The following is a 17972-nucleotide window of genomic DNA, read 5'->3' on the forward strand; positions in this document are numbered from 1 at the left end:
CAAAGAATAGCCCGGTTGCGATAGCGCCGGGCTATTTTTTTATCTAAACCTTTACATCACTGAAAAATAGATAGATCGCTGTGCATGCGAGTAAGCCGCCCATACAGCAATTAAAGAATCTCATACGTCGTGTATTGTTTACAAGTATCTCTGAGATATGTCCTAAAGCAGCCCAACCAAATATCGCAATAAAACAGATAACGAAATAGATGCTACAAAAAAGTAAAAGCGAACCAAAGTCACCGACTGTGGTGAATGCACTTATACCTGCCAGGCAAGCCACCCATGCCTTTGGATTCAGCCATTGTAGAGCGAATCCTTTTACAAAACTGGGTTTACTACTTACTTCTATATCAATATTTCCTGACGCCCGAATGAGTTTATAGGCTATGGTTAGTATATATACGCTGCCTAAGTATTTTAGGAATTTCAAGGCTATAAGATGCCCCTCTACAATACTCGAAAAACCAAGCCCAATTAGTGCTAGTAATAGTGTGAAACCTATTGTAGCACCTGTTACAAAGGGGATTGTGCGGCCCATGCCATGATTCAATCCAGAGGTCAGTGCCAGTATATTCACCGGCCCCGGGGATGCCGACATAGCCGCTGCAAACCCTCCCATTGCAAGAATTACACTCATATTAATCTCCAAAAAATGAATTAGGAGATTATCAACATCGTATAATTATGATAATAGTATTTTATTAAACTTTAGAATTCGATAAATTGATGTAATGTTAGAAGATCTTCGCCCACTCGTAATATTTTCAAAAACGGCTGAAACGGGCTCATTTCGCGAAACAGCGCGTTTTTTTGGTTTATCTCCTTCCGTCGTAAGCCATCATATTTCCCAATTGGAAAAGCGTTATGACACGACTTTGTTTTATCGATCTACGAGAAGCCTTTCTCTTACAGAAACGGGACGGAAAGTATTTAATGAGGCACAAGCACTTACGAGATCGGCAGAAACATTAACCGAATTATTAGCAGAAGGTTCTAGCCAGATCGCTGGTAAACTATCGATTTCTATGTCTTCTGCTCTGCTATCTCACCCGATTATGACGCAAATCAACAGTTTCGTGCAGGATTTTCCAGATATATCTTTATCTATTATTATTACGGATGAGCGTACTAACCTCATTGAGAAAGGTGTTGATTTAGCTTTTCGGGTTGGAAACTTGGAAGATAGTTCTCTTAGAACAATTACTCTTGGGCATATTGAAAGAACTCTTGTCTGTGCGCCTACACTTGCGAGTTCATATTCGGAACCGATAAACCCATCAGATATTGCTAAATGGCCATGGATACGGTTGGCAATGCTGCCATCGAAACGAGATGTTATTGGTCCAGATGGTAAAGTAGAAACTATTCACTTTACGTCTCGTATAGAGACCAATAATGTTCTCTCGATGCATTCACTCACAAAAGCAGGTCTGGGAATCGCTGCTTTACCACGGTTGCAAATTGCCGAAGATATAGAAACTGGTGAGCTTTTAAACATATTACCGGGATGGTCAGTAACATCTCTTCCTATCAATGCGGTATGGCCCTCATCAGTATCAAAACAAGGACTTGCGCGAAGATTGGTAGAATATATTGCTAATCATATAGATATGAGTAAGCCAAGATGAGTGCTGACCGAATTATTACGCATAGAAATCTTCCTTATTTTGAATTGCGCTATTCCCTCAACAATAAAAAGACTTTCAAAACACATATGCATCAAACATTAAGTATTGGTGCTGTGGAAGAGGGGGCAGTTTCTTATCAAGTCGCTGATCATAAAGAAATTTTAACGACAGGAGGACTAGCTCTTATCAATCCTGAGATTCCGCATTCTTGTAATGCTATGTCACCTTCAGGACGGAGTTTTTTTATGCTATATCTGGATAGAAATTGGTGTGAAGCGTTACAAAAAGCTATTTGGCCTGTAGACAAGTTCGTTCCTTTTAGATTGATTAATCTTTCTGATGAGACGAAATATTCGTCTTTTATGAAACTAATGCATGACATTATGGATGCAGATGAGGATGAAGATATTTTGGAGCAGCGCCTGATAGGGCTTATTGCCGAGATATTTGAAGAGGCTTGCGATTTAAAGCAAGAGTTGAAGATCGATAATATGCTATTAGGTCAAATCAGAGAGAGTTTAGAGCGTGACCTCGAAGATCAGTTTAGTATCGAAGAACTAGCTGAAAAGTTTGAGATGAATTTGTTTACCCTTATCCGCAAATTTAAAAAAAATTATCATCTGACACCTCATGAATATCGTTTGAATTGCCGAATAAATCATGCCCGAAATTTATTACAACAAGAGATCTCTATAGCTGAAGTCGCAATTGCTTGTGGTTTTTATGATCAAAGCCATTTTCATCGCCATTTTAAAGCAATGACAACGCTGACCCCAAACGAATATCAGGTCAATTTTATACAATAAATTCTAGTTGGCATTTTCTATATCTTTCTAAAATAAGAAAGGTATAGAAATGGAATTCCTGATTTTAGCCTCCGCGCATTTTTTAGCATTACTTAGTCCCGGTCCTGATTTTTTCCTAATTGTTCGAGGTGGTTTAAAACTACCTTTGCGATACGCCATTTCAATATGTTTTGGAATCGCAACTGCGAATACGATTTACGTATTTATGGCAATTTTAGGATTAGAAAGTATTAGGGAGATAAGTTGGGTGTTTGGTTTGTTGACCTATATGGGATCGCTATATTTGGTTTACATTGGGTATTTGCTAATCAGGAGTAACAAGCAAAGCTTTTCATCTGAGAAATCCAGTAATTTTCTACAAGCACATAGTTACAAAAAACAATTTATTGTGGGTTTCCTCTCTGCAGCTTTGAACCCAAAAAATATTATCTTTTATTTTTCGTTATTCACGGTATTAGTCTCGAAAGAAACCAGTCTAGATATGCGCATTTTGTATGGAATATGGATGGCAGGTATCGTACTTGCCTGGGATGTTTTGATAGTTGCTTTAATCGGCAGGAAGAGATTTGTAAAATATTTGGAAAATCATCTTTGGCGGATTGAAAAAATGACAGGAGTGATATTGCTAGGGTTTGGACTGACTTTTCCTTTTGTTCAGTCATAGTAAAATAAAAAAAGGCTGGAAGTTAATCCAGCCTTTCTTGTCTTATGTATCAGTCGTGATGTCTGACGACTTCGGGCATAAGGCCCTTAGGACTAAATCGCATCACCAATAAGAGTATAGCCCCCATCATAATCATGCGCATATGAGCCGCACTTTCAATGAGATGTGCTTTTAAGGCACTACCATCATCCATACCAGATGTGACAACTTCCATCACGAACAAACCAATAGGTTCAGCTTCAACCCATAGGAACCAGATCACAAAACCACCTAAGACAGCACCCCAGTTGTTACCAGAACCACCTACGATGACCATAACCCAGATCAGGAAGGTATAGCGTAGCGGATTATAGGTACCCGGTGTGAACTGACCATCCAGTGTTGTTAACATTGCACCTGCAATACCTACAACAGCAGAACCAATGACAAAGATTTGTAAGTGACGTGCCTTAACATCTTTACCCATGGCAGAGGCCGCATCGCGACGATCACGAATTGCACGCATCATACGACCCCAAGGGGAGTTTAACGCACGTTCTGACAGATATAAGATAACGCCCAAAACCACCATGAAAAGAAGTGCATAGCAAAGCTTCACAAAAATGGAGGAAGCTTCGATAGGATCAGCGCCGAAAGTCGCGGCCATATTGATGAACCATTCGCTTGCCTGAAGATCAACTTCATAGGGAACTGGGCGTGGCAAACCTGTCACGTTCTTTACGCCACGTGTTAACCAGTCTTCGTTTTTTAAGATGGCAATAACAATCTCGGAAATACCTAATGTGGCAATCGCAAGATAGTCTGCACGAAGGCCTAGGGAGATTTTACCAATCAACCAAGCTGCACCAGCTGCAAACAGACCACCTATAATCCAGGAAAACAGAATTGGCATGCCTAAGCCACCTAAATAGCCATATTTGGCAGCTTCGGTGGATTCAATTGCACCAACAGCAGGATCATAAAAATGACGAATGAGGAAATAGCCAGCAACAACTGCTGCTGCAATTGTGTAATTGCGTTTCTTTCCTTTTGGCATTTTACGAAGGATCAAGATGATTGCCAGAACAGTCACAATAACCATCAAGCCAGACATCATAAGATCACCGCCACCATTTGCCCAAGCGGCCGTTACAGGCGGCATGGAAACCAACATGGCAGCAACGCCACCAATAGCGGCAAAGCCCATCATACCTACATTAAATAGGCCTGCATAACCCCATTGCATATTTACGCCTAGTGCCATCACAGCAGAGATCAAGCAAAGGTTAAAAATGGATAATGATACGGACCAACTTTGAATGACCCCCGCGGCGACCAATAAGCCAGCCATGATGGCAAAATAAACGAAGTTTTTTGTAGTTTGGGTCATTCTAACACGCGCCCCTTAAGAATACCGGTCGGTCGTACCAGAAGCACCACAACCAGAATAATGAAAGATACAGCGAATTTGTAATCTGTGGATAGCAATTGCATCAAACTATCTGGTTCCATACCTTCTGGCGCCAGATATTTGAGGAATTTTTTATAAGCATAAGTCACAGTTACTTCGGAGAAGGCAATTACAAAGCCACCTAAAATCGCACCGATAGGATTACCAACCCCTCCAACAATTGCCGCGGCAAAGATCGGAAGAAGCAATTGGAAATAGGTGAATGGTTTAAAGCTTTTATCAAGGCCATAAAGTACACCAGCAATTGTTGCTAAGACAGCGGCGATCGCCCATGTGATTTTTACAACTTTTTCTGGATTAATACCGGATAGCAATGCCAAGTCTTCGTTATCAGAATAGGCACGCATCGCACGACCCATTTTGGAATGCTGTAAGAAACGGAAGAGGGCATAAACCACAACGATTGTAATGACGACTGTTAATCCTTGGGTCATTTTGATGGTCAAACCTTCAGACAAACCGGTCATTTGTTTAAATTCGCGTGCTTTAATGATGAAGCGTTCACCATCAGCAAAGCGTTGTTCCTTTGGACCAATGATGAAACGAACAATACCGTTCATCACAAACATAATACCGATGGATGCAATCAAGAAGAAGACTGCGTTACTTTTCTTCTCACGATAGTATTTATAAACCACACGGTCAGAGAACAACACGATAGCTACTGCCGCTGCCGCCCCAAATGGTAAAGCCAACAATGCAGTCGGCAGAGGGCCAAAACTAATACCAGCCGATTGCATTAACCAAGTCACCATAATAGTAATCATGGTACCGAATGCCATTGTTTCACCATGTGCAAAGTTGGAGAAACGTAAAATACCATAGATTAAAGTTACCCCAAGTGCACCAAGGGCTAACTGAGAGCCATAGGTCATACCCGGGACAATGACAAAGTTGGTCAATAGGATGATTGAGTTAAGAATATCTTCCATGATCAACCTCCCAAGAAAGATTTACGAACTTCAGGGTTTTCAAGCAAGGCTTGCCCTGTATCTGTGAAACGATTGGATCCATTCACCAAAACATAACCTACATCGGCGATGTTTAATGCCTGCCGTGCATTTTGCTCCACCATTAAGATGGCGATACCGGAATTACGAATTTCAATAATTCGATCAAACAATTCATCCATCACAATCGGGGAGACACCAGCTGTTGGTTCATCCAACATTAACACGGATGGTTGTGTCATCAACGCACGACCAACGGCGACTTGTTGACGTTGACCGCCAGATAATTCACCTGCTGGCTGATTACGCTTTTCCTTTAGGATCGGGAAAAGATCATAAACCTGCGCCATGGTGTCAGAGAAATCATCTTCACGACGATAAGCACCGATGATGAGGTTTTCTTCAACAGACATACCACCAAAAACGTTATGTGTTTGTGGGACAAATGCCATGCCAATATTCACACGTTCTTGTGGTTTCAGATTAGTGATGTCTTTACCGTCTAGTTTTACACTACCTTCGCGCAGATTCAACATTCCAAAGACAGCTTTCATGCCTGTGGATTTGCCAGCTCCGTTAGGACCAACAATCACGGCAATCTGGCCACGTTCAACTGAAAGGGTGCAACCTTTCAAAATATTATCAGCGCTGCCATAGCCGCCGACCATATTTTCACCGATTAGGAAACTCATGATTTTGCCTCCTCATCTTGTTTATGGGCCATCTGTTCAATTGGTTTGTTTTTCAAACCAGTGCCCAAATAAGCCTCAATAACTTGTTCGTTTTGTTGAACTTCTTGTGCGGTACCTTCCGCAAGAACCGCGCCTTCCGCCATAACGATTACCGGATCACACATACGGCCAATGAAGTCCATATCATGTTCGATCATTACGAAAGTATAGTTGCGTTCTTTATTCAGGCGTAAAATCGCATCACCGATCGTATTGAGTAGGGTACGGTTTACCCCTGCGCCAACTTCATCAAGAAACACAACTTTGGCATCGACCATCATGGTGCGACCAAGTTCCAAGAGCTTCTTTTGTCCGCCAGATAGGTTACCTGCCAGTTCGTTTGCGACATGCGAAATTTCAAGAAATTCGATAACTTCATCCGCCTTTTTGCGGATTTCTGCATCTTGTTGTTTGACTTTAGAACCACTGAACCATGCATGCCATAAATTCTCACCTAATTGGCCGTCAGGAACCATCATCAGATTTTCCCGTACAGTCATTGTTGAAAATTCATGAGCAATCTGGAAGGTACGAAGCATACCTTTCTTAAATAACTCATGTGGTTTTAATCCTGTCACATCTTCACCATCCAGATATACATGACCGGAAGTCGGTTCCAACGCGCCTGCGATGACATTGAATAATGTGGTTTTACCCGCACCATTCGGACCGATAAGACCTGTAATCGATCCTTTTTCAATCTCCAGCGACGCACCATTCAGTGCTTTAAAGCCGCCGAAAGACTTATGTATATTGTCAACCTTAATCATATTGAGGCCGATCTTTCTAATTGTTACCCAAGTTTTGTAATTTTATTTTAGAGAAAACATCGCAAAAGTTCAAAATTAACTTTCAACGGGTAGTCCTAAAAATGGAAAGGCCCGGCACAAAGTGCCGGGCTTTACCGAAATTGTTTAGCGTAGAAGAAATTCCTTAGTGGAATTTAACAGTCGCGAATGCACCGTCTTTAACTTCTTGTTCTTCGTAGACGCCAGCTGCTTCACCAACGGCATCCAACTCAACGCCAGTAGCGCCTTCATAGTTAACTTGACCGCCATTTGCAAGAATTTCTAGCGCTTTGCCTAACTCACCAGGGTTGATTTTCTCACCAGGTGCATTTGCAACATTCAAGATGTTCGCTTGGATAGCAGAACGATCAGAAGAACCAGCTGCTTGCATTGCTAATAAAATCAAAGCCGCAGCGTCATAGGATTGTGCTACGAAAGGACCGTCGCCTTTCAGGCCAGCGGCGTTAGCAGAAGCAATAAAGTTGTCAGCACCTTCAGCTTTACTGGATGGTTTTGTTGTAACGAAACCTTCGATATCGCTACCCAAAGCTTCGATGATGCTGTCACCAACCATACCGTCGGAACCGATGAATGTATCAAATGCACCAGAGTCGATAGATGCTTCAATGATACCTTTACCGCCTTGGTCAACATAACCAAATACCATCAATGCTTCCGCGCCGGATGCCGCTAATGCACCCACTTCTGCGGAATAATCAGCTTTGCCATCTTCATGCGCAGCAGAGATTTCAACTTTACCACCAGCTGCTGTAAAAGCAGCTTCAAATGCTTGAGCCAAGCCTTTACCGTAATCGTTATTTGTGTATGTCACAGCAACGGATTTCAAACCACGTGCAGCAGCCGTTTCAGCCAAAATCACACCTTGGCGTGCATCGGATGGTGCTGTACGGAAGAAGAAACCATTATCTTCAATATCTGTTAGGTTTGGTGCTGTTGCAGATGGGGAAATCATCACAACACCGTTTGGAACCGCTGTGTTATTTGCAACAGCTGTTGTTACACCAGAACAATCCGCACCCATGATCGCTGCAACTTTGTCAGAGGTGATCAAACGTTCAGCCGCAGCAGTCGCAGCTGCTGCATCAACACATGTACTATCCGCACGTACAGAAGAAACTGTGGAACCGCCCAACAATTTACCGCTTTCAGATGCTTCAGCAAAAGCCATTTCTGCGCCACCAGCCATATCAGGTGTCAAAGATTCGATTGGACCTGTGAAGCCTAGGATTACACCAACTTTGATGTCTTCTGCTTGTGCAGATGCCGCACCAGCTGCCAATGCCAATGCTGTCACACCGGACATAAGTAGTTTTTTCATAATAAAACTCCCTTGAGATAACTCATTAAACCCCTGTTGGGTCTGTTCAAAAATTTTTCAGCGTGTTTCTTAATTATAAAATCCGCCGGAAACATAGTATTAGAATTTCTCACCCTTATGGGCAATCAGAAAGTTTATTTTTATATGCTGCATAGCACAATAATGGGTAGCTTATATAAGAGGATTTTACTACAATACGTTGCGTGATGTATAGCTTAGACACCTTGTTGGTCAATGTCGTCGGTTTCAACCCCGATTTCTTCTGCAGTGTGATTATCTGCTTCTGATACATCTGCCTGCATGATTTCGTATAATTCTTCGCCTTGAATACGCATGACATCAATATAATTTTGATTATCTCCTTCCATAGACCAATGCTCTCTTAGTAAGTCGAGAGTTTGTCGGTCATGACGTCTAAACGCACGCGCTTTTTGTGCTGCACGGAAAGCATGATGCCCAAGTTCGATTAATGCATAACGCCCTGCTGTTAGGGCGGATTCGAACATCTCACGTATTATGATATGAGCGCCAGCATTTTCTAACTCATATACATGATGGCGACCATAGGCACGGGCAATAATGCGGCAATTTGGGTTAGCTTTAACTACATTTTTTACAAGGATGGTTTGACTCTCTGGGCTATCCACTGCTGCGATAAATAACTCCGCATCCTCTACGCCAGCTGCATGTAGAAGGTCTGGTCTGGTAGGATCACCATAATAAGTCTTAATTCCTGTTTTACCCATTTGTTCAATGAGCTGTGGATCATGGTCTAAGACAGTAACTTGATAACCATTGGTGAGTAACAGGCGTGCAATAACTTGACCAAAACGTCCAACGCCTGCGAGTATCACTTTATTCTGAACCTCGATTTCATCATTATCACGGTCCTCAATGCTATGTTTAAGAGCTACCCTTGCAACAACTCGTTCATGGATAATGAAAAGCAGTGGCGTGAAGAGCATGGTAATTGCAATCACCAACATAAGGGTATTTACAATCTCATTTGGAATGATCCCATTTGCTTTGGCAAAACCAAAAAGAACAAAACCAAACTCACCGGCTTGTGCAAGTCCGAGGCCAAATAGCCATGCATCAATAAAAGGTAATTTGAAACGGCGAGCCAAGAATAGTAACACCAGCATCTTTAATAGAATCAGAGCTGCAGCCATACCAAGAATCAAAATAGGGCTTCTGAATAAAAGTTCGAAGTCAATTCCAGCACCGACAGAAATAAAGAAAAGACCAAGTAATAGGCCTTTGAACGGTTCTATGTCACTTTCTAATTCATGACGGTATTCACTACTGGAAAGTACAACACCGGCCAGGAAGGTACCAAGAGCAGGGGACAAACCGACCAAATCCATTAATAAGGCTATACCAATAACGAGCAATAGGGCAGCAGCCGTGAAAATTTCTCTGAGTTTTGCTTCGGCAATAAAACGAAAAACTGGCCGAATAAAATAGCGACCGGCTGCAATAATCGCTGCAACGACACCAAGGACCAATAATGTACGTGTCCATCCTGAAACATGTTCTAGTGGTCCATCACCATGGCTGGACATGTTTTCGACAACTGGGGCAAATTCATTCACCGCAAGTAAGGGAATAACAGCCAACATCGGGATAACAGCGATATCTTGAAAAAGCAGAACAGAGAAAGACGATTGTCCGCCTGGTGTTTGCATTAACCCTTTTTCTGTAAGCGTTTGTAATACGATAGCCGTAGAGGACAGCGCTAAGGTCATACCTACAGCTAAAGCCGTTTGCCAAGGCAGGCCAAAGAAGATAGCGATAGCAGTAATTAGACCTAAAGTGATACCAACTTGCATGCCACCAAGACCAAGAAGACGTGTACGCATACGCCAAAGCATCATGGGTTGAAGCTCTAGTCCTACAAGGAAGAGCATCATTACAACCCCGAATTCAGCGAAATGCTTTACTTCCTCAGTTTCTGCACCGATAAAACCTAATAAAGGACCAATAACAATCCCGGCAAGTAGATAGCCTAAAACGGATCCTAATCCCAAGCGATTAGCGATAGGTACGGCAACAACAGCCGCCAAAAGATAAATAAATGCGTCTTGCAGAAGTTCCATGACCTGCCCCAACCCCGATATGCAGTATCGTTTTTATATCCTGATCTTAACCTAGCATAGGTTTCCCAAAACAATAACAGGACTTCTTTCAAAATAGCAAGAAGTCCCGTTTTCTCAAGATCATAAAAAGTAAAATCACCTGTGATTAGTTTGATAAATCAATAGAAATTGCATCAGGCGTGAATAGCTGCTGACCTTCCAGTTTATAACTAGCGATCGCTTTCTGTCCTTGTTCAGATAACATCCAATCAATGAATTTCTGTCCTGCTTGCGCTTTGATATGAGGGAATTTTTCTGGGTTGACTAAAATAATCCCATATTGATTAAAGAGATTTGAGTCTCCTTCAAATAGAATTTTGTGGGATTGTTTATTCTTAAAGCTGACCCATGTGGCACGGTCGGTGAGGGCATACCCATTCATTCCAATAGCAACGTTTAAGGTTGCTCCCATTCCAGCTCCTGCTTCTCTATACCATTTCGTGGATTTTTGATCTTTGGTTACATGTGCAAGATTCCAAAGTTCAAGTTCACGTTTATGGGTGCCACTATCATCCCCGCGAGAAACGAAGATTTTATTGGATAAAGCTATTGCTTTTAGAGCATCTGATACAGATTTCGTTTCAGATAGCTTTGCTTCATCAGTTTGGGGCCCAATGATTACAAAATCATTATGCATTAGATCAAAGCGTTCAACACCATAACCATCAGTAACAAATTGTTCTTCGGATTTTTTGTGATGTACCATCAGGACATCGGCATCACCATTTCGTGCTAGTTTCAAAGCGGCACCAGTGCCTACTGCAACAACATTGACCTTGATCCCAGATGCTTCTTCGAACTTGGGAAGAATATGATCAAACAAGCCTGAATTTTGTGTCGAGGTTGTCGATGCTAGAATTATTGTATTTTTATCATCTGCGGCAAAAGACAAGCTGTTTGTCATAAGTAATGCCCAGGCAATGAATGTTATCTTTAGGATATGAATATATTTCATTTTTCTGTTTCCAAGGTCGTACAGGTCACTTGTGTTTCATCACTGTCTGGGCGACGCTGCCACCAGATAAGTTCCCCATTTATAAAGGCTTGAGCCAGATCATTTTTGGGTTGAGTAAAGAATTGTTCCGCCGGGGCCATTTCCTTTAAATGCCCCCTAAACATGAAGATAGCATCAGTCGCCAGTCTTTTGGATTGACCTAAATCATGTGAAGTCATGATTACGGTAGTTCCTTCAGAAGAAATTTCTTGAATAAGTTCTTCAATAGCATGTGTTGCAGGTGGATCGAGACTAGCAGTTGGTTCGTCCAGGAATAAAACTTGAGGAGATAAAGCCCAAGCACGGGCAATCGCAAGCCGTTGCTGTTCCCCTAAAGATAAAACTCGGGCAGGTTCATTAATTATGCGGCTTAAACCAGTACGCTTAATGACACGTTCTATAATATCTGGTCGCGTATGTTTTGGTATTTTTCTGGCCTTTAAGGCGAAATCGATATTTCCGTAAGCAGAACGTCGTAACATAACTGTGCGCTGGCTAACCATCGCTTGATATTTTGCGGCATCTTTACTTGGGATATCATGCCATTTTACTTGCCCTTCTGATGGCTGAATAAGACCATGGCACATACGTAAGAGTAAAGATTTACCGGCCCCATTAGGACCAAGAATAACATAACGTTTACCAGCTTCAAATTTGCATGAAATATTTTTTAGAAGTTTTTTATGTCCTGCCAAATAGCTAATATTTTCTAGCGTTAACGGCATGATCGTTTTGGTGGATGAATTCATGCTGCATAGCGCCTTTTCGCTGTTTCAGTTATCAGATAGGCAGCGAGATTGATCCCCAAGGCAAGCGTGATTAAGACAATGCCTAATGCCAATGCCATGACCAAGTCCCCTTTACGGGATTCAAGGGCGATAGCCGTTGTCATAACCCGTGTCAGATGATCAATATTTCCACCGACGATCATTACGGCGCCGACTTCCGATGCGGCGCGACCAAAACCAGCAAGACCTGCGGTCGTGAGGGCAAAACGTGCGTCCCAAAGCAAAGCCGAAATACGACGTCTTTTACTTACACCAAGAGAAGTCAGGAGTTCATCATATTCCTGATGATAATCTTCCAGTACCTGACGAGAAATGGCGGTTACAATGGGGACAACTAAAATGACCTGGGCGATAACCATAGCTGTTGGTGTAAAAAGAAGGCCAAGAACGCCGAGAGGACCAGAGCGCGAAAGAATAACATAAACCATAAGGCCGACTACAACGGGCGGTAAACCCATGAAAACATTGGTCGCCACAATAAGGATTTTACGTCCGGGGAATTTTGTCAGCGCTAGCAATGCTGCAAGTGGTAAGCCAATAAGTAGCGAAATCCCAACAGCAGTTAGACTGAGTTGTAAAGACAGACCAACGATTTCCAGTAGATCGGTATCCAGCGTCAGCACAAGCGAAACCGCTTTTATCAATGCTTCCCAGATGTCATTCATCTTCTATCTTCAATCTTTGTAATGGTTGCTTAAGATTAATCCTGTTGATCTTTTACGTTAAGATTTCTACAAACAAAACAAGTAATTTGATAATCTTACCCCGTCATTTAATACGTTATACGCGTCTTTGTCGCATAAACTTTAAAAAAATGGTTTAAATGAAATGTTACATCTGATCAGGAACGCCCATCTTTATTCGCCCAAAGATGAGGGGATTTGCCATATTTTAACTGCCTATGAACGCATTTTATATATTGGTAAAGAACAGCCCGATATAGATAAAAAACTGATAGCAACAGATACAGATATAGAAGGTGCAAGATTACTCCCGGGATTTATCGATGGGCATGCACATATCACGGGTGGTGGTGGAGAAACAGGTCCTGCCAGCCGTGTGCCTGCAATTAAATTATCTGAATTTACATCTGCTGGTGTCACCAGTGTGATTGGCTTGCTAGGGACAGATGATCTAACCCGTAATACGGAAACATTGGTTCAACAAGCTTATGGTTTACGTGAAGAGGGGCTATCAGCTTGGTGTTATACCGGTGGTTACCATGTACCACCCATCACGCTAACGGAAAAAATTCGTGGCGATATTGTTTTTGTGGATCCAATTATTGGCGTTGGCGAACTTGCCATTAGTGATCATCGTTCAAGTCAACCAACCTTTGATGAGTTTTTAAGAATTGCAAGTGAAGTTCATGTAGCCGGCCTTATGACCGGTAAAGCAGGTGTTCTTCATCTTCATCTAGGGGATGGGCAGCGTCACCTGGAATTGGTGGAAAAGGCGTTGGATGTGGCTGAAATCCCAGCACGTACTTACAATCCCACACATGTGAACCGTAATATCGGTTTATTTGAAGCCGCACTTGCTTTGCCGGAACGTGGCGTGACAATAGATTTGACTGCTTTCCCTAAAGGCGATTGTGGTCATGGTTTATCAGCTGCAGACGCATTTCTGCAGTATCATCAAAAAGGATTACCTTTGGATAAGATCAGTATCTCTTCCGATGGTGGCGGCTGTTTGCCACAATTTGATGAACAGGGAGAATTATTGCATATTGGTGTCGGGACATCATCGACATTACCTGAAACGTTAGACGAAGTCTTAAAGCAAGATATACCACTTGAAGAAATTCTTCCAACCATGACATCAAATGTGGCTGATAGTTTGCGCCTCTCCCATAAAGGTCGACTTGAAACAGGTAAAGACGCCGACTTAGTCATTTTAAGTGATCAAAACGAAATTCAGCATGTGATGGCACGTGGTAAATGGCATATCCGAGATGGTAGTGCGGTCATCAAAGGCACATTTGAATAATATACCTTTGAAAGGCTTGCTTAGAATGAAGAGCCCGGTTGTTCTAGAAACTCGATTTCCTCTTCGGTAGAAGTACGTCCTAAAATCTTGTTTCTGTGAGGGAAGCGGCCAAAACGATCAATAATCACTTTATGTTGTTGTGCGTAGTCTAGCGCAAGTTCATCACCAAGTTCAGTATAGCAGGCGATGGCTTTTTCTTGATCTTTTACATCTTCGCTATGTTCAAGAGGAAGATAGGTAAACTTCCTTTCATTCACAGATAATTCTTTGTCAAAACCTCTTTCAAGCATATGGTTTAGACATTCTCTGGCTTTCTCATCAGAGGCAAATGCCTTGGGGTGATTGCGAAACATGTTGCGAGAGAATTGATCAAGAACAATGATTTCTGCCAAGCAGCCTTTTGCAGTTTGACGCCAATCCTGATGCTCTTCGTTCATTAAAGCTGTATGCAAATTGGAGAAATTATCGCGAATTTTCTGATCAAAAATATCACTTTTCGTGAACCAATCTTGTGGTGTAGATTCTTCAAACCAGAAGGTAATTACGGCATCTATTTTTGCTTGGCTCATACTTAAAATTCCCTTCTTCAAGCTGTATTATTATGTGTAGAGTATAAGTCGGGTGTTTAAGGTGCAACATAAGAGTGAATTAAAGAATTTTGTAGCTAAAATGTTGTTTGTATTTTTTGCTTTTATTCTTTGAGTAAATCGCCTAAAAAGCGCGCTCTTTTGCGATGAAATCTGATAAATGGATAATGTTATGTGGGCTGGAATTGATTTCGGAACTTCCAATTCTGCTGTGGCTTTATGGAAAAATGGCCAAATTGAAGCAGTCGAATTAGGAAATGGAAATGTGACTATTCCGACCGCGCTATTTTTCGATGAAGAAGAACAAGAGCTACTTTCCGGTGATGAGGCTAATACCGCATTAATTGAAGGATATGAGGGGCGCTATATGCGTGCTCTGAAATCTGTTTTAGGTACTCCCTTGATGGGTGAACGCCAATTGCTGCTTGGTCAGCGTCGTGATTTCTATGAAATTATTTCTTTATTTATCCTCCGCTTGAAAAGGCAGGCGGAAGAGACACTTGGTCAGCAGTTGGAAAATGTCGTTGCCGGATGCCCTGTTACATTTATGGGGGCACGCCAAAAGGCCAGAGAAGATTTACATCATTGCTTTGAACGTGCCGGATTTAAAAATATTGAGTTCCTAACCGAACCGGAAGCGGTTGCGCTGGCTTATAATGACCATATTCAAGCTGGTGAATATGGCTTGGTCGTCGATATTGGCGGTGGTACTTCGGATTTTACATTGTTTAAGAAACGTGATCAGCAACAGATCGATGTGATATCTACGCATGGTGTGGATATTGGTGGTACCGATTTCGATCAACTATTGAATTTCAATTACTTCATGCCGAATTTTGGGCGCGGACATGTTTTGAAACTAGGAATGAGCCAAGGTGAAGTTTTAGCACCGAATAAGTTTTATTCAGACTTATCCAGTTGGCCGATGATCCCATTTAGTTACAGTTTGGATAATATCAAACTAGTGAAAGAAATGGTCAAACAAGCCTATGAGCCAGAATATTTTAAGCGCCTATTAACGATATTAGAAGAACGTCTTGGACATGACTTGGCCTTTGCTGCAGAAAAAACCAAGATTGATCTAAATGGTTCAGATACTACAGTTGATGTGGATCTGGGTTTTATTGAAAGAGAACTCAGTTTCTCGGTGCTGCAAGATGATTTTAATGCTTCCATGCTTACATTTCAGGATAAAATCGAAGCAGCCATTTGTGACTGTATTGGGTTAGGGGATATCACGGCAGATCAGGTCCAAAATGTGGTCCTTGTTGGTGGCAGTAGTTCAATGAATTTTGTGAAAAAAGCGATTGGGAACAGGTTACCACATGCAGCAACGCGCCAAGAAGCAATCTTTACAGCCATTTCAGATGGTTTGGCTGTACGTGCGTCTCAACTATAAAAAACTAAGCAATACTATCCATAATCAAGATTAATGTGGCGTCATCGCTGAGGCATTCATAACTATGGGCAATATCGCTTGGATAGCGATAATAGTCACCGGGGCCTAATTTTTCGGTCATTTGGGACGGGCCAACACGCATTTGACCACTACTGACGATAGCATGTTCCATCGTGCCATTAGGATGGGCTGCGGCGTGACGAATTTCGCCTTTTTTTGCGTGAATACGATAGATATCACGCATTCGTCCTATGGGTGTTTTATCTAATAAAACAGCAGAAAAATCGGCGACACTTGAAGATATTGTTTCTCCTGCGTTGGCGCGGATCAACTGATGTTGAGGAACAGCATGTTCGAATAGAAAACTAAATGGAATTGATAGGGCTGTGGCAATGGCCCAAAGTGTTTCGATGCTTGGATTTCCATTACCTGTTTCCAATTGAGATAGTGTTGACTTCGCTAAATCAGCTTTAGTCGCCAATGCAGACAAGCTGAGGCCTGCACGTTCACGTTCTCTTTTGATCGCATTTGCAATAACAACTTTTGGTTCCATAATTTTTCCTGATCGTTCATCAAAATGTACAACGTTTTATTTGACGAACAAATAATGTTGTGGTTCATTATATTGTACGTTGTTCGTTTAACAAATTATTTTTGGATATTAAGATGAGAAAAACATCCGAATTTTATACGGGCGTTATGGATATTACGCCACTTGCGATGGGCGTTGCGGTTTATGGTGTTGCATTCGGTTTGCTTGCTGCGCAAGCGCAAATGAGTAGTTTGCAAACAGCTATGATGGGATTATTCGTATTTGCGGGCGGATCTCAAATCGTTGCAACGGAACGTTTAGTAGCGGATGCCGGGGCTATGGCAGCAATTACAGCAGGCGTGGCTCTTAATTTACGTATGTTACTTATGACAGCTGCTTTAAGAGACGATTTAAAAGGTCGGCCATTATGGCAAATTCTATTGGGGGCACATTATACAACGGATGAAAACTGGGCTTTATTATATGCCAAACGTGCAAAAGGTGTTGATGTTGGCTATTGGTATTTTATAGGTGGTGGCGCATTCATTATGTTGATCTGGATAATGTCGACTGTTGCCGGAGTGAGTTTTGCGTCTCTTGTTCCCGAACCAAAAAGTATCGGTGTAGATTTTGCCTTCACTGCAGCCTTTATCGCAATTTTATGCAGTCTATGGCGTGGTAAGGAAGACTTGTTCCCATGGATTATTTCTATTTCTATTGCCGTCTTATTGGCCAGTTTGGCGCCGATTGAAACATCTTGGGCATTGGTCATAGGTGGTGTGGTCGGCGCTTTAAGCGCTGGTGTTTTATCAGGTAAGTCGCGTGACTATGATCTGGAAAGCGTAGGTGGGTAATGAGTGATCAGAATATTGTAATTATTGGTCTTGCATTGGCAACATTCGCCATTCGAATAGGGGGCTTCTATCTTGGGTCTAGATTACCTGCGACTGGCTTTTGGGCCGCAAGTTTCAATGCTTTGCCAGGATGTTTAATTGCGTCTTTATTAGCTGTAATGTTAGTCGCTGGTGGCACACAGGAATATATCGCAGCCGGGCTCTCTCTAACGATAGCCTTAACGACAAGAAACTTACCGTTGACGATGGTTGCGGGAATATTGTCCATATGGGCCTTAAGGTATTTTGAAATGTTTGTTTAGTTCATAGAAGGATTTAACTGTGGAATAAAA

At 42.1% G+C, this 17972-nt stretch carries 19 protein-coding genes; 7 read left to right on the forward strand and 12 right to left on the reverse strand.

Annotated elements, in window-relative coordinates:
• Positions 1–43: 43 nt before the first annotated feature.
• Positions 44–640 carry a LysE family translocator gene (locus ACOQOA_RS00900; protein WP_420546789.1) on the reverse strand — a complete coding sequence of 199 codons (597 nt, stop codon included), beginning with the start codon at positions 638–640 and terminating at the stop codon, positions 44–46.
• A 94-nt stretch (positions 641–734) separates the two neighbouring features.
• On the opposite strand from ACOQOA_RS00900, the gene ACOQOA_RS00905 reads away from it, so the two are divergent.
• Genes ACOQOA_RS00905 through ACOQOA_RS00915 form a run of 3 tightly spaced genes read left to right on the forward strand, consistent with a single transcriptional unit; the run spans position 735 to position 3101 of the window.
• Positions 735–1631: a LysR family transcriptional regulator gene (locus ACOQOA_RS00905; RefSeq protein ID WP_420546790.1), complete on the forward strand. Its 897-nt coding sequence runs from the start codon at positions 735–737 to the stop codon at positions 1629–1631.
• The gene (locus tag ACOQOA_RS00910; RefSeq protein WP_420546791.1) at positions 1628–2437 is read left to right on the forward strand and encodes an AraC family transcriptional regulator; all 810 of its coding nucleotides are present in this window, start codon (positions 1628–1630) and stop codon (positions 2435–2437) included. Before ACOQOA_RS00905 ends, ACOQOA_RS00910 begins: the two co-directional genes overlap by 4 nt.
• 49 nt (positions 2438–2486) lie before the next feature.
• Complete coding sequence (locus tag ACOQOA_RS00915; RefSeq protein ID WP_420546792.1) at positions 2487–3101, forward strand: LysE family translocator; 615 nt, start codon at positions 2487–2489, stop codon at positions 3099–3101.
• 49 nt (positions 3102–3150) lie between these two features.
• Here the strand turns inward: ACOQOA_RS00915 and ACOQOA_RS00920 are convergent, their stop codons facing one another.
• The 9 genes from ACOQOA_RS00920 to ACOQOA_RS00960 form a co-directional block, all read right to left on the reverse strand.
• Positions 3151–4470: a branched-chain amino acid ABC transporter permease gene (locus ACOQOA_RS00920; RefSeq protein ID WP_420546793.1), complete on the reverse strand. Its 1320-nt coding sequence runs from the start codon at positions 4468–4470 to the stop codon at positions 3151–3153.
• A complete protein-coding gene (locus ACOQOA_RS00925) occupies positions 4467–5483 on the reverse strand; it encodes a branched-chain amino acid ABC transporter permease (RefSeq protein WP_420546794.1) in 1017 nt (338 codons plus the stop codon). Before ACOQOA_RS00925 ends, ACOQOA_RS00920 begins: the two co-directional genes overlap by 4 nt.
• 2 nt (positions 5484–5485) lie before the next feature.
• Positions 5486–6193: an ABC transporter ATP-binding protein gene (locus ACOQOA_RS00930; RefSeq protein WP_420546795.1), complete on the reverse strand. Its 708-nt coding sequence runs from the start codon at positions 6191–6193 to the stop codon at positions 5486–5488.
• Entirely contained in the window at positions 6190–7002 is an 813-nt protein-coding gene (locus ACOQOA_RS00935) for an ABC transporter ATP-binding protein (RefSeq protein WP_155155782.1), read from the reverse strand. Before ACOQOA_RS00935 ends, ACOQOA_RS00930 begins: the two co-directional genes overlap by 4 nt.
• 163 nt (positions 7003–7165) lie before the next feature.
• Positions 7166–8359, reverse strand: coding sequence for an ABC transporter substrate-binding protein (locus ACOQOA_RS00940; protein ID WP_420546796.1), 1194 nt, complete (start codon positions 8357–8359; stop codon positions 7166–7168).
• Positions 8360–8574: 215 nt separating this feature from the next.
• Positions 8575–10458 carry a monovalent cation:proton antiporter-2 (CPA2) family protein gene (locus ACOQOA_RS00945; RefSeq protein WP_420546797.1) on the reverse strand — a complete coding sequence of 628 codons (1884 nt, stop codon included), beginning with the start codon at positions 10456–10458 and terminating at the stop codon, positions 8575–8577.
• Positions 10459–10603: 145 nt separating this feature from the next.
• Positions 10604–11452, reverse strand: a complete 849-nt coding sequence (locus ACOQOA_RS00950) for a substrate-binding domain-containing protein (RefSeq protein WP_420546798.1) — start codon at positions 11450–11452, stop codon at positions 10604–10606.
• On the reverse strand, positions 11449–12240 hold the full coding sequence (locus ACOQOA_RS00955; RefSeq protein WP_420546799.1) for an ATP-binding cassette domain-containing protein: 792 nt from the start codon (positions 12238–12240) through the stop codon (positions 11449–11451). The genes ACOQOA_RS00950 and ACOQOA_RS00955 overlap by 4 nt, the downstream gene beginning before the upstream one ends.
• Positions 12237–12944: an ABC transporter permease gene (locus ACOQOA_RS00960; RefSeq protein WP_420546800.1), complete on the reverse strand. Its 708-nt coding sequence runs from the start codon at positions 12942–12944 to the stop codon at positions 12237–12239. Before ACOQOA_RS00960 ends, ACOQOA_RS00955 begins: the two co-directional genes overlap by 4 nt.
• Before the next feature lie 163 nt (positions 12945–13107).
• Here ACOQOA_RS00960 and iadA point away from each other — a divergent pair, with 163 nt between their 5' ends.
• Positions 13108–14268, forward strand: coding sequence for a beta-aspartyl-peptidase (gene iadA, locus ACOQOA_RS00965; protein ID WP_420546801.1), 1161 nt, complete (start codon positions 13108–13110; stop codon positions 14266–14268).
• Between the two features lie 20 nt (positions 14269–14288).
• Here iadA and ACOQOA_RS00970 read toward each other — a convergent pair whose 3' ends face one another.
• Positions 14289–14837 (reverse strand): DUF924 family protein, encoded by a 549-nt coding sequence (locus tag ACOQOA_RS00970; RefSeq protein WP_420546802.1) that lies wholly within the window; start codon positions 14835–14837, stop codon positions 14289–14291.
• A 190-nt stretch (positions 14838–15027) separates the two neighbouring features.
• On the opposite strand from ACOQOA_RS00970, the gene ACOQOA_RS00975 reads away from it, so the two are divergent.
• Complete coding sequence (locus ACOQOA_RS00975) at positions 15028–16254, forward strand: Hsp70 family protein (protein WP_420546803.1); 1227 nt, start codon at positions 15028–15030, stop codon at positions 16252–16254.
• Positions 16255–16258: 4 nt separating this feature from the next.
• On the opposite strand, the gene ACOQOA_RS00980 is transcribed toward ACOQOA_RS00975, so the two are convergent.
• Positions 16259–16807: a helix-turn-helix domain-containing protein gene (locus ACOQOA_RS00980; protein WP_420546804.1), complete on the reverse strand. Its 549-nt coding sequence runs from the start codon at positions 16805–16807 to the stop codon at positions 16259–16261.
• 113 nt (positions 16808–16920) lie between these two features.
• Here ACOQOA_RS00980 and ACOQOA_RS00985 point away from each other — a divergent pair, with 113 nt between their 5' ends.
• Positions 16921–17640 carry an AzlC family ABC transporter permease gene (locus ACOQOA_RS00985; RefSeq protein WP_420546805.1) on the forward strand — a complete coding sequence of 240 codons (720 nt, stop codon included), beginning with the start codon at positions 16921–16923 and terminating at the stop codon, positions 17638–17640.
• On the forward strand, positions 17640–17942 hold the full coding sequence (locus tag ACOQOA_RS00990) for an AzlD family protein (RefSeq protein ID WP_420546806.1): 303 nt from the start codon (positions 17640–17642) through the stop codon (positions 17940–17942). The genes ACOQOA_RS00985 and ACOQOA_RS00990 overlap by 1 nt, the downstream gene beginning before the upstream one ends.
• The last annotated feature ends 30 nt before the right edge of the window (positions 17943–17972 follow it).

Origin of the sequence: Curvivirga sp. (assembly GCF_965219885.1) — a bacterium.
In the GTDB taxonomy this organism is placed as follows: domain Bacteria; phylum Pseudomonadota; class Alphaproteobacteria; order UBA8366; family Aestuariispiraceae; genus Curvivirga.

What these genes read in the sequence shown, in the direction of transcription:
- ACOQOA_RS00900 (WP_420546789.1), bottom strand. Translation starts at nt 640, where the DNA reads ATGAGTGTAATTCTTGCAATGGGAGGGTTTGCAGCGGCTATGTCGGCA.
- ACOQOA_RS00905 (WP_420546790.1), top strand. Translation starts at nt 735, where the DNA reads ATGTTAGAAGATCTTCGCCCACTCGTAATATTTTCAAAAACGGCTGAA.
- ACOQOA_RS00910 (WP_420546791.1), top strand. Translation starts at nt 1,628, where the DNA reads ATGAGTGCTGACCGAATTATTACGCATAGAAATCTTCCTTATTTTGAA.
- ACOQOA_RS00915 (WP_420546792.1), top strand. Translation starts at nt 2,487, where the DNA reads ATGGAATTCCTGATTTTAGCCTCCGCGCATTTTTTAGCATTACTTAGT.
- ACOQOA_RS00920 (WP_420546793.1), bottom strand. Translation starts at nt 4,470, where the DNA reads ATGACCCAAACTACAAAAAACTTCGTTTATTTTGCCATCATGGCTGGC.
- ACOQOA_RS00925 (WP_420546794.1), bottom strand. Translation starts at nt 5,483, where the DNA reads ATGGAAGATATTCTTAACTCAATCATCCTATTGACCAACTTTGTCATT.
- ACOQOA_RS00930 (WP_420546795.1), bottom strand. Translation starts at nt 6,193, where the DNA reads ATGAGTTTCCTAATCGGTGAAAATATGGTCGGCGGCTATGGCAGCGCT.
- ACOQOA_RS00935 (WP_155155782.1), bottom strand. Translation starts at nt 7,002, where the DNA reads ATGATTAAGGTTGACAATATACATAAGTCTTTCGGCGGCTTTAAAGCA.
- ACOQOA_RS00940 (WP_420546796.1), bottom strand. Translation starts at nt 8,359, where the DNA reads ATGAAAAAACTACTTATGTCCGGTGTGACAGCATTGGCATTGGCAGCT.
- ACOQOA_RS00945 (WP_420546797.1), bottom strand. Translation starts at nt 10,458, where the DNA reads ATGGAACTTCTGCAAGACGCATTTATTTATCTTTTGGCGGCTGTTGTT.
- ACOQOA_RS00950 (WP_420546798.1), bottom strand. Translation starts at nt 11,452, where the DNA reads ATGAAATATATTCATATCCTAAAGATAACATTCATTGCCTGGGCATTA.
- ACOQOA_RS00955 (WP_420546799.1), bottom strand. Translation starts at nt 12,240, where the DNA reads ATGAATTCATCCACCAAAACGATCATGCCGTTAACGCTAGAAAATATT.
- ACOQOA_RS00960 (WP_420546800.1), bottom strand. Translation starts at nt 12,944, where the DNA reads ATGAATGACATCTGGGAAGCATTGATAAAAGCGGTTTCGCTTGTGCTG.
- iadA (WP_420546801.1), top strand. Translation starts at nt 13,108, where the DNA reads ATGTTACATCTGATCAGGAACGCCCATCTTTATTCGCCCAAAGATGAG.
- ACOQOA_RS00970 (WP_420546802.1), bottom strand. Translation starts at nt 14,837, where the DNA reads ATGAGCCAAGCAAAAATAGATGCCGTAATTACCTTCTGGTTTGAAGAA.
- ACOQOA_RS00975 (WP_420546803.1), top strand. Translation starts at nt 15,028, where the DNA reads ATGTGGGCTGGAATTGATTTCGGAACTTCCAATTCTGCTGTGGCTTTA.
- ACOQOA_RS00980 (WP_420546804.1), bottom strand. Translation starts at nt 16,807, where the DNA reads ATGGAACCAAAAGTTGTTATTGCAAATGCGATCAAAAGAGAACGTGAA.
- ACOQOA_RS00985 (WP_420546805.1), top strand. Translation starts at nt 16,921, where the DNA reads ATGAGAAAAACATCCGAATTTTATACGGGCGTTATGGATATTACGCCA.
- ACOQOA_RS00990 (WP_420546806.1), top strand. Translation starts at nt 17,640, where the DNA reads ATGAGTGATCAGAATATTGTAATTATTGGTCTTGCATTGGCAACATTC.